Source organism: Streptomyces minutiscleroticus (genome assembly GCF_014650875.1).
Taxonomy (GTDB): Bacteria; Actinomycetota; Actinomycetes; order Streptomycetales; family Streptomycetaceae; genus Streptomyces; species Streptomyces minutiscleroticus.
Window position 1 is genome coordinate 1 of sequence record NZ_BMVU01000056.1, and the last position, 12,666, is coordinate 12,666.

At 65.9% G+C, this 12,666-nt stretch carries 12 protein-coding genes; all 12 read right to left on the reverse strand.

Going from position 1 to position 12,666, the window contains the following annotated elements; all coding sequences use genetic code 11:
* Positions 1 to 89: chorismate synthase (locus IE271_RS44070; protein ID WP_158693198.1), on the reverse strand; the 89-nt coding region annotated here is incomplete at its 3' end.
* Entirely contained in the window at positions 86 to 1,273 is a 1,188-nt protein-coding gene (locus tag IE271_RS33425; protein ID WP_190194243.1) for a 3-hydroxybenzoate 6-monooxygenase, read from the reverse strand. The genes IE271_RS44070 and IE271_RS33425, both read right to left, overlap by 4 nt.
* A gap of 53 nt (positions 1,274 to 1,326) precedes the next feature.
* The gene (gene aroA, locus IE271_RS33430) at positions 1,327 to 2,571 is read right to left on the reverse strand and encodes a 3-phosphoshikimate 1-carboxyvinyltransferase (RefSeq protein WP_190194244.1); all 1,245 of its coding nucleotides are present in this window, start codon (positions 2,569 to 2,571) and stop codon (positions 1,327 to 1,329) included.
* A 154-nt stretch (positions 2,572 to 2,725) separates the two neighbouring features.
* The gene (locus IE271_RS33435) at positions 2,726 to 3,058 is read right to left on the reverse strand and encodes a hypothetical protein (RefSeq protein WP_190194245.1); all 333 of its coding nucleotides are present in this window, start codon (positions 3,056 to 3,058) and stop codon (positions 2,726 to 2,728) included.
* Positions 3,046 to 4,932, reverse strand: coding sequence for an anthranilate synthase family protein (locus IE271_RS33440; RefSeq protein WP_190194246.1), 1,887 nt, complete (start codon positions 4,930 to 4,932; stop codon positions 3,046 to 3,048). The genes IE271_RS33435 and IE271_RS33440 overlap by 13 nt, the downstream gene beginning before the upstream one ends.
* Before the next feature lie 17 nt (positions 4,933 to 4,949).
* Positions 4,950 to 5,591, reverse strand: a complete 642-nt coding sequence (locus tag IE271_RS33445; RefSeq protein ID WP_190194247.1) for an isochorismatase family protein — start codon at positions 5,589 to 5,591, stop codon at positions 4,950 to 4,952.
* Between the two features lie 25 nt (positions 5,592 to 5,616).
* Positions 5,617 to 6,387 carry a 2,3-dihydro-2,3-dihydroxybenzoate dehydrogenase gene (locus IE271_RS33450; protein ID WP_190194248.1) on the reverse strand — a complete coding sequence of 257 codons (771 nt, stop codon included), beginning with the start codon at positions 6,385 to 6,387 and terminating at the stop codon, positions 5,617 to 5,619.
* Positions 6,388 to 6,451: 64 nt separating this feature from the next.
* Positions 6,452 to 7,618 carry a 3-deoxy-7-phosphoheptulonate synthase gene (locus tag IE271_RS33455; RefSeq protein ID WP_190194249.1) on the reverse strand — a complete coding sequence of 389 codons (1,167 nt, stop codon included), beginning with the start codon at positions 7,616 to 7,618 and terminating at the stop codon, positions 6,452 to 6,454.
* Positions 7,619 to 7,892: 274 nt separating this feature from the next.
* A complete protein-coding gene (locus IE271_RS33460) occupies positions 7,893 to 8,654 on the reverse strand; it encodes a glucose 1-dehydrogenase (RefSeq protein ID WP_190194250.1) in 762 nt (253 codons plus the stop codon).
* A 71-nt stretch (positions 8,655 to 8,725) separates the two neighbouring features.
* On the reverse strand, positions 8,726 to 10,195 hold the full coding sequence (locus IE271_RS33465; RefSeq protein WP_190194251.1) for an MFS transporter: 1,470 nt from the start codon (positions 10,193 to 10,195) through the stop codon (positions 8,726 to 8,728).
* A gap of 8 nt (positions 10,196 to 10,203) precedes the next feature.
* A complete protein-coding gene (locus IE271_RS33470; protein ID WP_190194252.1) occupies positions 10,204 to 11,865 on the reverse strand; it encodes an FAD-binding oxidoreductase in 1,662 nt (553 codons plus the stop codon).
* Positions 11,866 to 11,929: 64 nt separating this feature from the next.
* Positions 11,930 to 12,337: a cupin domain-containing protein gene (locus tag IE271_RS33475; RefSeq protein ID WP_229919722.1), complete on the reverse strand. Its 408-nt coding sequence runs from the start codon at positions 12,335 to 12,337 to the stop codon at positions 11,930 to 11,932.
* Between the last annotated feature and the right edge of the window lie 329 nt (positions 12,338 to 12,666).

Sequence of the window (12,666 nt, forward strand, 5' to 3'; positions counted from 1 at the left end):
ATCGGCACGCCGGCGGGCAGACCCTCCAGCGTCGCGACGAGTGCGGGGCCGTGGGACTCCCCCGCGGTCAGCCAGCGCAACCTGCTCAACGGTGCTCTCCCGTTCCGCCGATACGGGCTCCGTGCAACCACTGAACCTTGTCGTACAACGCGTCGACCGTAAGGGAGGACAGCATGGCGTTGCGTGCGGCCGCTGCGTCTCCGGCCGGGTGATAGAGCTGTTCTCCCATGGCGCGGGCCACCTGCTGGGCGCGGGCTGTGCGCGTGTAGCGCTCTGCGTTGTACTTCTCCAGCCGCTGCGGAGTGTCCTCGGCCGAGCCCGCGAGCAACTGGCCGATGAGTACGGCGTCCTCGAGGGCCATGCAGGCGCCTTGCGCCGCGTACTGGAGCATGGGGTGGGCGGCGTCGCCGAGGAGCGCCACACGTCCGTCCGTCCAGCGTTCAATGGGGTCGCGGTCGCACAGCACCCATTCCTTCCAGTCGGTCCCCAGTTCCAGTAGCTGCCGGGCGGTGTCGCTCAGATCGGGGAACTCGGTCAGTACGTGGTGCCTCTCGGCCGGCCTGCCGACCACTACGTGCTGTGCGCCGTCGTCACGGGTGGCGGCCAGGTTGAGGAACTTGCCGTTGGCGATGGGGTAATGGACGAAGTGCCATTTGGGGCCGGCCCAGAGGGTGACGGTGTTCCATCGGAGCTCCCGTGGCACCTGCTCCATGGGGATGACGGACCGGTAGATCGTATGGCCGGAGACGCGGGGGGTGCCGTCGCCTGCAAGCTGGTCGCGGATCGCGGAGCGGATGCCGTCGGCGCCGATGAGGGCCGTGCCGGTGAAGTGCCGTCCTGTGTCGGTGACCGCTGTGACGTTTTCCTTGTCTTGCTCGTAGTGGGTCACAAAGCAGTCAGTGTGCAGCGTGATGTTCTGTTCGGCAATGCAGGCGTCGAGCAGGACCTGGTAGAGGTCGGCGCGGTGCACCACGGCGTAGGGGTTGCCGAAGCGGGCGCGGTAGGTGTCGGTGAGCGGCATGCTGGCGACCTGTTCGCCCGTGGTGCCGTCCATGAACTTCAGTTCGTCGATGTACACGGCGTCTCGGCGTGCCGCCGCGCCGACGCCGAGGCGGTCGAGGGAGTGGAAGGCGTTTGGGCCGAGCTGAATGCCTGCGCCCAGTTCGCTGAAGCTCTTCCTGCGTTCCAGGACGATGGCTCGGTGGCCGTGCTGCGCGATGCTCAGCGCCGCTGCGAGACCGCCGATGCCGCCGCCGGCAATGAGTATCTCCATCTTCTTCTCTCTCGCTGGGGGAGTGCTGGTGGGCGTGTCTTCGGTCACTTCGGTCAGATGACCGGGGCGGACAGGGGAAAGAGCCGCCTCAGTTCCTGGTGGAATCCGGGGAAGGTCTTTGCGACGCATGAGGGGTCGTCGAGCGTGAGGTGCGGAATGCGGAGGCCGAGGACGGAGAAGGCCATGCCGATGCGGTGGTCGCGGCGGCAGGCGATTCGGGCACCGGTGGGCGATGCGGGGTAGACGGTGAGCCAGTCGTGGCCCGTGTCGGTGGCCACACCGAGGGCGTGCAGGTTCTCCGCGACCGCGGCGATGCGATCCGATTCCTTGAGGCGGGTATGGGCGATACCGCGGATGGTGATGGGCGCATCGGCGAGTGGGGCGATGGCTGCCACCGTCATGAAGGTGTCGGACATCTCACCCATGTCCGCGCAGAAGCCTCCGCGCAGCCGATCGCCGCCGGTGACGGTCGTCGCCGTGTCTGCGATTCGTACCTGCGCCCCCATGCGCTGCAGTACGTCAACGAAGTGCAGGTCGCCCTGGAGGCTGCCGTGCCCCAACCCGGGCACGGTGACTGCCGTGCCGGTGATCGCGGCGGCTGCGAAGACGTAGGAGGCGGTGGAGGCATCCGGCTCCACGGTGAGGTCGGTGGCACTGTAACCGCCGGGGTGGACTTCGATGACGCCTTCGCGCTGTTCGGTCACCTGCGCTCCGAACCGACGCATCAGGGTCAGGGTCATGTTGACGTACGGGCGGCTGACCAGGTTGTGGACCGTGAACCTGACTGGTGTGCGCATCAACGGGGCTGACATCAGCAGCCCGGACAGGAACTGACTGCTGAGTGAGCCGTCCACGGTGATCGTGCCACCGTCGAGCCCACCCGTTTCCACGGTCATGGGCAATGCGCCGCCTGGTTCCGTTGTCACGGTCGCCCCCAGAGCGGTCAGCGTGTCGGCGAGCGGACGCAGTGGACGGGCTCTGAGCTGTGCGCTGCCGTCGAGGACGAACCGGCCGTTGCCGACGGCCGCGAAGGGCGCCAGAAACCGGGCTGCCGTGCCGGCATCCTCGCACCACACGGCGGAACTTCCCGTGGGGCCGCGTCCCGCTCCGGCGACTTCCCAGACCTCGTCGTGGTCAAGCGCTGCAACTGTGAAACCGAGATCCGACAGTGCGGTGCGGAAGGCGACGGTGTCGGCACTGACGAGCGGGGACCGAAGCCGGGATGTGCCCACTGCCGCGGCGGCCAGGAGCAAGGCCCGGTTGGTGATGCTTTTGGAACCCGGGATACGGGCTGTCATCGGAGCGGGGTGGGTGGTCGCCCTCGTCATGGGCTGTCCTCCAGCAGGTGTATCGCACCGCAGGGATGTCGCAGGGGAGGGCCGCTCGCGGCTGCGAACTCGACCGGTGGTCCGTGATGGGAAGGCCCAGCCGATCCGGCTGACGGCGAGGCGGTCATCCGGTGAAAGCGCGTCCGAGTCGGGCAAGCCGGGCGATGTCGTAGGCGCCCTCGGTGGTGGCCTCGACATCGAAGGTGTGTTTGTGCGTGGGCGGGTAGCCGATCAGCTCGGCAGCTCTGGACGGGACGGGGGCGGTTGCGGCCTCTGCGGACTCCCATAGCAGCACTGCGCCCCAACGATTAGTGTGTTCGTCCGAGATCCACACCTTCAAGCGCAGCCCAGGTACCCGGGAGAAACGCTCCACTGCCTCGTCTCGCAGGAAGTTGCGGAGTGAGGCGATGGTCTGTTCCGACTGGCTGAGGTCCCACCACACGATCACCGCTTGCACGAGTGCAGCACCCCCACCAGCGTGTCGCCGACGATGCGCAGACCGTCGCGGGTGAGGACGGACTCGGGGTGGAACTGCATCGAGGCGAACCCCGGGCCCCGCAGCGCATGGACTTCCTCGGTGTCGTTGTCCCGGCTGGCCTCGACGATTCCAAGGCCGGCGACTTCGAACTTGTCCTCCGGGCTGCGGGCGGCGAAGGTGTTGTAGAAACCGACGCGTTCGCGGGCGCCGAACAGGTCGATCTGCCGCTGAAGGCCCTGGTTGGGTATCGGACGGCGGATGACTTCCAGACCGAGCAGGGTGCTGAGTACCTGGTGGCTCAAGCACACGGCGAGGAAAGGCCGGTGCTCGTTGAGAAGCGCGTGGATGGCAGACCTCAGGTGTGTGATCTTGGGGTACCGGGTCGCGCGCGGATCGCCTGGGCCGGGGCCCATGACGACAAGGTCGTAGGCGTCGAAGGCGTACGGCTCGTCGAAGCGCCGGACAGTGGGCTTCAGTCCCATGGCCCGCAGCTGGTGGCTGATCATTGAGGTGAAGGTGTCCTCGGCGTCCACCACCAGCACGCTGCGGCCGGTCAGTTCAGGTCTGACGGTGGCTCTGTCGTCGTGCCGGCCGATCCAGAACGCGGCGATGGGACCGTTGCGCTGTTGGAGGACCTGGCGCACTTGCGGGTGTTCCGCGAAGCGTGCGGATTCCGACGTGCCCAGCGCGGCGAGCAGGCCGGCCGCCTTGGCTCGGGTCTCGGCGACTTCGGAGGCCGGGTCGGAGTGGCGTACGAGGGTGGCGCCCACACCGATGCTCAGCCTGCCGGCGTTGTCGATGTCGGCGGTGCGGATCAGGATCGAGGAGTCGAGCGTTCGCTCTCCGTGTGCGTCCTGTCCGATGAGCGCCACAACGCCGCTGTAGTAGCCGCGCCCGCGGGGCTCGTACCGGCTGATGACTCGGCAGGCGCTCTCCAGCGGGCTGCCTGTCACGGTCGGCGCGAGCAGGGTCTCCCGGAGGATCGTGCGGGGATCATGGTCGCTGTCGCCTTCGATGAAGTACTCGGTGTGCGCGAGCCGTGTCATCTCCTTCAGATACGGTCCTACGACACGGGGACCGGGATCGTCGCAGATCCGCGCCATCATCTTGAGTTCCTCGTCGACGACCATGTACAGCTCGTCGGCTTCCTTGCGGTCGGAGAGGAAGTCCATGACCCCTGGCAGTGTGGGGCCGGAGGGCGGATAGCGGTACGTGCCGCTGATCGGGTTCATCACGGCGCGGCCTGCCTGCAGGCTCACGTGCCGCTCGGGTGTGGCGCCGACGAACGTGCGGTCACCGGTGTGCACGATGAAGGTCCAGTACGCGCCTTGCTCCCGCTCCAGCAGCCGTCGGAAGAACGCCAGCGCGCTGTGCACGGTGTAGTCGGTGATGTCGGCGACGAGTGTCCGCTTGATGACGAAGTTCGCTCCCTCGCCCGTGCCGATCTCGTCCGATATCACTTTGCGGACGATCTCGGCGTACTCGTCGTCGTCCAGATCGAAGCAGTGCTCGCTCAGTGTCACCGACTCGTCGGGCAGGCGCCGTAGGGCCTGGCTCACGGTGACTGCGGTCTGCTCCTCCACTGCGATCGTGATCAGCGGTTCGCCGTCGTCGGTGCAGGCATACCCCCGTTCGGTGACTTGGCGGTAGGGGATCATCGCCAGCACTTCGTGGCGTGCCCCGGCGCCCGGGTCGCACTGGTCGCGCAGGGGAATCCGGTCAAGGACGTCTACAGCGGACGCGGCGCCCGTCAGGACTTCCAGGACGTCGGGTCCGTTGGACTCGGGGCGGTGCAGCAGTGCGAAGGCTGGTGGGTGCTGTCCCAGGATGCGATCGAGCAGGTCGTGTGCCATGGAGGGAGACTCCTTGCTCATCGTTGGAGATCTGCGATCACGGACTTGGCCGTGGTGACCACAGCACAGCGCTCGGCGGCGTAGTCGAGGGCCAGCTGGTGGTATGCGTGGTTGAAGTCGGCGACGGCGTCGGCCACCAGGAATGTCTCGATGTCGTTGGTGAAGGCTTCCACTGCAGTGGCGAGCACCCCGATGTGCGCGTACACGCCGCAGAGGATGATCTGATCGCGGCCGTGGGAGCGCATCCGTTGCAGGAGGTCGGATTTGAAGAAGGCGCTGTAGCGCCACTTGGTCAGCATCCAGTCGTCTGAACTTGGCGCGAGTGGTTCTATGACCTGGCGGTCGGCGGGGTCGACGCGCATGCCCGGTCCCCAGAAGTCCTTGAGCAGTCCGCGCTGTGTGTCGGTCATTCCGCCCGGTTGCGCGGTGTAGGCGATGGGGAGACCGGCCGCGACCGCCTGGTTCCGCAGCAGGGTCGCGTTTTGCACGAGGTCGGCGCCGGGTGCTGCGTTCGCGGGGAACTGGCGCAGGAAGTAGTGCTGCATGTCGTGGACGAGCAGGACCGCGCGGTCCGGATCGGGCTTCCACGGCGCCGTGTTGGTGGGCAGATCGCCGGCCTGAGGCATCGGGTAGGGCTGAATGGGGGGTATGCCTGCCATGGTTCTCCTCGTATCGGTGGGGTGGTCAGACGCCGAGGGTCGCCCCGCCGTCGACGGTGAGGTCGTGCATGGTGATGTGTCCGGCCTGGTCGGAGAGAAGGAACACCACTGCCTCGGCCACGTCACAGGGGCGGGCCAGCTTGCCCAGGGGAATGCCTACGCGGTATGCCTCGGGCGAACCTTCGAGGGTCGCCGTGCGCCCGCTTTCGTCCTTCCACATGGAGGTGAGCATCGGGGTCTCGGTGGAGCCGGGGGCGACGAGGTTGCAACGGATGCCGTACTGGGCGACTTCGAGACCGAGGCACTTGGTGAACATGGTCGTCGCGGCCTTGGACGCCGAGTAGGCGCTCATGTCCATGCGTGCTGTGGACGCCGCATTGGAAGCAACGGTCACGACGGCCCCGGAGCGCCGCGGCACCATGCGGTTGACCACTGCGCGGGACATGAAGAATACGCCCGTGGTGTTGACTGCGAAGGTCGCTGCCCAGTCGGCGTCGGTGAGTTCTCGGGCTTTGGCCAGACGCAGTACACCGGCTGCGTTGACCAGGTGATCGAGCGGTCCGAGGGCATCTTCGACCTCAGCGACCAGGCGCTCGGCTTCAGCACTGCTGGTGATGTCGGCGGGGAAGGCATGGACCTGCAGTCCGGTGCTGGTCAGTTCTGCCACTACCTCGTGCAGTCGGTCGCCGTGCTTGTCCACGGCGGCCACCAAGGCCCCGCGTTCACTCAGAGCCCGGACGACCGCTTCTCCTATGCCGCCGGCCGCTCCGGTGACCAGCGCGATTTTTCCTCGCACGGTTGATGGACCTCCTTGCTGTCGTTGTGGTGTGCCCGCTCTGTGCCCTGGGATCCGCGTCGTCTCAGCGACGCCATACGGAGGCGACCTGCATGGCTTGGTGAGGGTTCAGCCGCGGGTCGCAAAAGCTGGTGTACTTGTTGCCCACTGAATTTATGGACGTGTGGTCGAAAACGCATTCCGTGACGTTGTCAGGGGTGGTTTCCAGGTGCAGGCCGCCAGGAATTCCGCCAGCCGATTCAACGGATTTCTGGAACTCCTCGACCTCGCGTATCACCGTCTTCACGAAGCGGGTCTTCAACCCGTCGGGCCCGGCCACGGTGTTGCCGTGCATGGGATCGGAAAGCCAGATCACCGGATGTCCGGCACCTCGTACGGCGCCTACCAGGGCCGGAAGTCTGCCGGGCCCTGTCCCGGCACCCATGCGGGCGATGAGCGTCAGCCGCCCCGGAGCGCGCTCGGGGTCCAGTCGCTCGCATAGGCGCAGCAGTTCCTCCGGGCCCATGGTCGGCCCCACCTTGCACGCCACCGGGTTGCGCACGGTCGCCAGAAGGCTCACGTGGGCACCGTCCACCTGCCGGGTGCGCTCGCCGATCCACGGCCAGTGCGTGGTGGCGAGCAGCAGACTTCCGTCGTCCTGCCGGCGCACCATGGGCAGTTCGTAGTCGAGGAGGAGGGCCTCATGGCTCGTCCACACGGGGGCCTGGGCGCGTGGGGTGCTGCTTGTCCAGCCGAGGTGTTCCATGGTCTGGTGTGCGGCGCGGTAGCCGGAGAGCAGCCTGCACGGGTCGGGCCGTCGCAGTACCGGATCGGGGTCGGGGGCGTTGACCATGTGTCCGCGGTAGACGGGCAGTTCCATGCCCTGGACCGTTTCGGTGGGCTTGGAGCGCGGCTTGGAGTACTGGCCGGCGATTCGGCCCACGCGGACCACGGGCTTGCCCGTGTTCACGCGCATGACGCCCGCCAGGAGATCGAGCACCGCCGCTTTGCGAGCGACGTCCACGGGACCGTTCTCAGTCCAGTCCTCGGCGCAGTCGCCGGCCTGGACGACCTGGGCGTGTCCCTGGGCGACTGCCTTGAGATGGTCCTGCAGTCGGGCCACGTCCGAGGCGTCGACGAGCGGTGGCAGTGCGTTCAGTTCGACCCTTACCCGTTCCATGTCGGGGTGGCTTTGCCATGCGGGCTGTTGCAGCGCGGGAAGCGATGCGATGAAAGCGAGCTCGCTGTTCACTCGGTTCCTCTCGTGAAATGAAGAAGGATTTATTCCGCTGAACGTGAGTTGCTTTCATTGATTCTGTTGGAATCGGGATTCGCTGGGAAGGGCGGAATCGTTACTTCGTCAGGTTTCCGAGAGGTACGGAGAATTCACTGGTTCTTATGGAAAAAGTTGCGGGGATATGAATGGTCCCGGCCTCGTGGCATATGGCATGACGAGGCCGGGACGGTGTCCGCAGGATCAGAGACCGGCGGTCGGCGAGTTGGATCCAGTCGCAGGAACCCTGGCGTCAGGCAGTGACGCCGCCGTCGATGACGAGGTCGTGACCGACGGTGAAGCTCGCCTCGTCGGATGCGAGCCACAGCACTGCGGCGACGATCTCGTCCGTTGCCGCGACGCGTCCGATCGGTACCGTCGTGGCGAGCCGGGCGGCGCGGTCGGCGTCGGTCTCTCCGGGCCGCAGGGACATGCTGGTGTCCGTGGCGCCGGGGCTGACCGCGTTGATGCGCACGTTGTCCTTGATGTGGTCCAGGGCTGCGATGCGCGTGAGGGTGCTGACCGCTGCCTTGGAGGCGGCGTAGGCGGCCATGCCCGGGCGGCGTCCGTGGTAGCCGATGTTGGAGGCCGTGTTGACGATGACGCCGCCGCCGTTGTCTCGCATGTGCGCGATTTCGTGCTGCATGCTGAGCAACACGCCGGTCAGATTGATGTCCAGGACGGAGCGCCAGACGGACAGGTCCAGGTCGGCGACAGGGGTGGGCTTGCCGAAGACGCCGGCATTGTTGTGTGCAATGTGCAGGGCGCCGTATCGCTCGACCGTCGTGCGCACCAGCTGCTCCACGTCCTCCGGACGGCTGACGTCGGCGACGACGAAGCTGGCAGTGCCGCCGTCTTCATCCACGAGGCGCACGGTCTCCTCGATGGAGTCCGGCCGGACTCCAGCGGCGACGACAGTGGCGCCTTCCCTGGCGAAAGCCCTGGCGCTGGCTCGGCCGATGCCGGCGCCGGCACCGGTGACGATGACGACCTTGTCCTTGAAGCGGGCGGTCATAAGAGGTGCTCCTTGAAACATGTTGTTCTGCGTGGATGGGGATGCCTGAGCGGCGGAGGAAAGTCGATGGTTCAGGCGCGGCCTTGAGGACTGCGAGGTCGCAGAAGGAAGATCGCGCATACTGCGGCGACGACAAAGGTGACGGCAGCGATGGCAAAGGCGAAGCCGTAGCCGGCACTCTGGGCCGATGCCTGGCTTGTACCGGTGCGTTCCAGTGCCGCGGTGTGTCCTGCCGCCAGCGTCACGAGTACGGCAAGACCGACAGCCGGTCCTGCTTCCAAGGCCGTGTTGACGACAGCGCCGGCCAGTCCCGCCTGCTTCTGGGGGACGTCAGCGGTCGCGGCGACAGTGGATCCGGCGAACACCAGCGCTGCTCCGGCGGGAAAGAGCACAAGAGCGATGAGTACGGCTCCGATGTACGGCGAGTTCGTATGGACGGTGCTCAGCGCTGCCAGTCCCAGCCCGCACAAGCTCAGGCCTGTGACCAACACTGCGCGTGGGCCCAAGCGCTGAACCAGTCTGCCGACACACAGTCCGCTTGCGACCAGGGTCAGTCCGAAGGGCACGAACGCCGCCGAGGTCTTCAGCGCGGAGTATCCCTGCACCTGCTGGAAGTACAGGGCGAGCATGAAGAAGATCGTGGTGATGCCGGCGGCGCCCAGGAAGACCGCCGACAGTGCCACCGCTTTGCGGGGCGAGGCCAGAAAGGACAGCGGAAGGAGGGGCTGGGTCACGCGGGTCTCGGCGAAGAGGAAACCAAGCAGCAGTGCGGCACCGCCTACTAGTGCCGTGAGCGCCACAGGGGAGGCCCAGCCGCGTTCGGGTGCTTCCACGAGTCCGTAGCTGAGCAGGGCGATTCCTGCCGTTACCAGGAAGGCACCCACCACGTCCAGCTGTCCGCCGCGGCGCGCGGGTCCTTCAGGGATGAGCCGCGGGCTGGCGGCAAGGGCCAGGATGGCCACTGCTACGGGGAGGGCGAAGGCCCAGCGCCAGGAGTTCCACGAGGCCACCACTCCTGACAAGAGCATCCCCGCGGTTCCGCCGGAGGCTGCCAGGCCACCCCAGAACGCCATGGCGCGGGCGTAGCGTGCGGGCTCTTGGTGGATGACGCTCACCAGTGCCATGGCTGCCGGTACCGCCAGCGCTGCACCGGCGCCCTGGATGAAGCGGGCGGCCAGCAGTGTCCACAGCCCCGTAGCGAGTCCCGCCCAGGCGGAACTCGCACCGAAGACGGCTGTGCCGGTGAGGAAGATCCGGCGAACCCCGTAGAGATCCGAGAGCCGACCGCCCAGGAGCAGCAGTCCGCTGAAGGACATGCCGTAGGAGGCGCCGAGAAGGGCGAGCTCGACACGGTCCAAGCCGAACTCTTGTTGGATGTCGGGGAGGACTACGTTGAGCACGCTCATGGCGAGAATGAGCACGAACTGAACCGATGCCAGCAGGGCGAAGGCAGCGGCCTTTCTTCCCCGTGCGGGTCGGCCCTGGACGGCCGTTGCGGCCGGCTTCGTCTGCTCCGTCGCGGCGACGTGATGCTGCTGCATAACTCGTCTCACGTTTGAGGGGGAAGGACGATGGACTGCGAGTGCCTGAAGGTGTTCCGCGGGTCGTACGCGGCCTTGATCTGCTGCAGACGCGGATAGTTGTCCTTGTAGTAGAGGGTGTACCAGGGCACGCCTGTGGTGTTCTGCCGGGTGTCGGTGATGTCGGCGTCCGGATAGTTGATGTAGCAGCCGTCCGTAGCCGCTCCCGGTACGGGGTAGCCTCCGGTCGAGGAGAAGACCTCGCTGTAGACGTCGCGTGTCCAGGCGATGTTCGTGTCGTCGTTCTCGGCGTCGGCCCAGAAACTCTGGAAGAGCCCTTTGAACAGCGAGTCGCGCTGGGCTGCGGCGGTATCGCCGGAAGCCACATCGTTGATCTTTCCGCCGAACGAGAGCAGGACCACCATGGACGCGGAGTTCTCGTGATCGGTGCGCGTCAGATGCTTGTACATCGAAGCGACCTGGGCTTCGGTGAGGTTCTTGCGCAGGTAGGCGGACTTGTGGTGCCCGCGCAGGGTCGGATTGGTCAGGGTTGGGTTGCTCGTGCCGAGCAGTTTGACCGAAGTGAGCCACGGAAGGCGCTGGGGGGTATAGAAATCGGGCAGTGCGCCCAGTTCGCCGACGGGTTCGGTCATGGGGCGCACGGCGGTGTCGGAAACTGCAGAGGTGATGTATTTCAGGAAGTCGGCGAGTACCTTCTCCGCATCGGGCACGGTGGCGTCGATCTGGGTAAGAATCCCGATGCTGCCGTTCGCCCGGTGGTTCATCATCAAAAAGCTGCACAACGATGCGGCGGGGGAGTCGGCGGCGTTGTTCTTCTCATGCCAGGAACCGAAGTTGTGGACGAGGGAGGAGAAGGACTCCTTGTCCAGTTGGCTCCAGGGCATGGCGAGCGCGCTGACCAGGACCTCCTTGGGGGGCTTGGGAAGCAGTTGAGAAGGGTCGGCGGAGGAGACGCCGGGGCTGCGGAACCAGTAGCGCGTGACGATGCCGAAGTTACCGCCGCCCCCGCCGGTATGTGCCCACCACAGATCTCGGTTGGGGTCGTCGGATTCGCGGGTGGCCACAACGCTGCGTGCCTTGCCGGTGGCGTCGACGACGACGACCTCGACGGCGTACAGGTGGTCGACGGTCAGACCGTGCCGGCGAGAGAGCATGCCGTAGCCACCGCCGCTGATGTGGCCTCCGGCGCCGACCGAGTAGCACATGCCGCCGGGGATGGTGACGCCCCAGCCCTTGAAGAGCGACTCGTATATGTGCAGCAGCGTCGCGCCGGCACCTACTTCGAATGCCTTGAGCTTCTTGTCGTAGGAGATCGTGTCGAGCAAAGAGGTGTCGATGACGACCTGGACCTCGGAGTTGAAGACGAAGTCTGTGTAGCAGTGTCCACCGCTGCGCACTGAAATCCGTTTATTACCGTTTACGGCTTCCTGTACGGCTTGTACTACTTGCTCGGTCGTGCGGACGAGGCGTACGGATTCGGGGCGGGCGACCCAGCGTGCGTTGTTGCCGACGACGAGGTCGGCATAGCGTGCATCGCTCGGCAGGACGGTGACGGCATCGACATCGGCTCCGGCGACGGAGGCCCGGGAGGCGGCTGTCGCAGGGCCGGCCTCAATGGTCGTGGTGGCTATCGCGGCAGCCGTACCGGTGAGAACGCTTCGTCTCTTCATTGAACTGATGTTCTCTTTCTGTGTAGTTCCAAGGCTCCGGGTGGCCTTGCGGAAACAAGAGCGGTCAGTCGTTCCAGATCAGACCGAGGCCGAGGTTCGCGGAGAACTCCCGGGTGCGGTCGACCGACCACGATTCACCCACCGGGGCCGCGCTTCCCAGGTGCACGGGGTAGCCGGTCTCGGAGAAGAACTTCTCGAATCCACCGGGCGTGGTGATGACGTAGAAGCGTGCGGTTTCGCTCTCCACCAGGTAGGAGTGGGGGATGCCGCGGGGAAGGAACAGCACTCCTGTGCCGTTGACGGTTGCAGTTCGATCGCCGACGGTGAGAAGGACCTCTCCTCCTTCGACGATGAATATTTCGTCCTCTAGGGTATGGGTGTGACGTGGTGCGCGTTCTCCTGCCACCGCGCTGAAATGCGTGATCCCCAGTACGCCGCCGGTCTCCTCGGCTGAGAGCTTGGTGGTGACCACTGACCCCTTCCCCCAGAGCCGGGAAACCCCCTCGCCGTCGCGGCGAATTTGCGGTGACCGTCCGTCGAGCCCTGCAGTCAAGGTCCCTCCAGAGAACACAGAAATTACTCATCCGTTTATCTCCCGAGAGCCTCACATGCTGCCGTCAGTCCTGGCAACGCGAGCTGTATTAGTTTGTCAGGTGTCATTCGGTCATTCACCGAGAGCGTCTTTCCCCCTGGCCCGCAACCGGGCGCGGGATACTTTGTCAGGTGTACGTGGACGCGGCCAAGCGGTAACTTGACTGTTATCGGTGCGCATACATATGTGCAACGAACGGTCTTAAAATT

What these genes read in the sequence shown, in the direction of transcription:
- IE271_RS33445 (WP_190194247.1), bottom strand. Translation starts at nt 5,591, where the DNA reads ATGGCAGGCATACCCCCCATTCAGCCCTACCCGATGCCTCAGGCCGGC.
- IE271_RS33425 (WP_190194243.1), bottom strand. Translation starts at nt 1,273, where the DNA reads ATGGAGATACTCATTGCCGGCGGCGGCATCGGCGGTCTCGCAGCGGCG.
- IE271_RS33470 (WP_190194252.1), bottom strand. Translation starts at nt 11,865, where the DNA reads ATGAAGAGACGAAGCGTTCTCACCGGTACGGCTGCCGCGATAGCCACC.
- IE271_RS33460 (WP_190194250.1), bottom strand. Translation starts at nt 8,654, where the DNA reads ATGACCGCCCGCTTCAAGGACAAGGTCGTCATCGTCACCGGTGCCGGC.
- IE271_RS33440 (WP_190194246.1), bottom strand. Translation starts at nt 4,932, where the DNA reads ATGGCACACGACCTGCTCGATCGCATCCTGGGACAGCACCCACCAGCC.
- aroA (WP_190194244.1), bottom strand. Translation starts at nt 2,571, where the DNA reads ATGACAGCCCGTATCCCGGGTTCCAAAAGCATCACCAACCGGGCCTTG.
- IE271_RS33465 (WP_190194251.1), bottom strand. Translation starts at nt 10,195, where the DNA reads ATGCAGCAGCATCACGTCGCCGCGACGGAGCAGACGAAGCCGGCCGCA.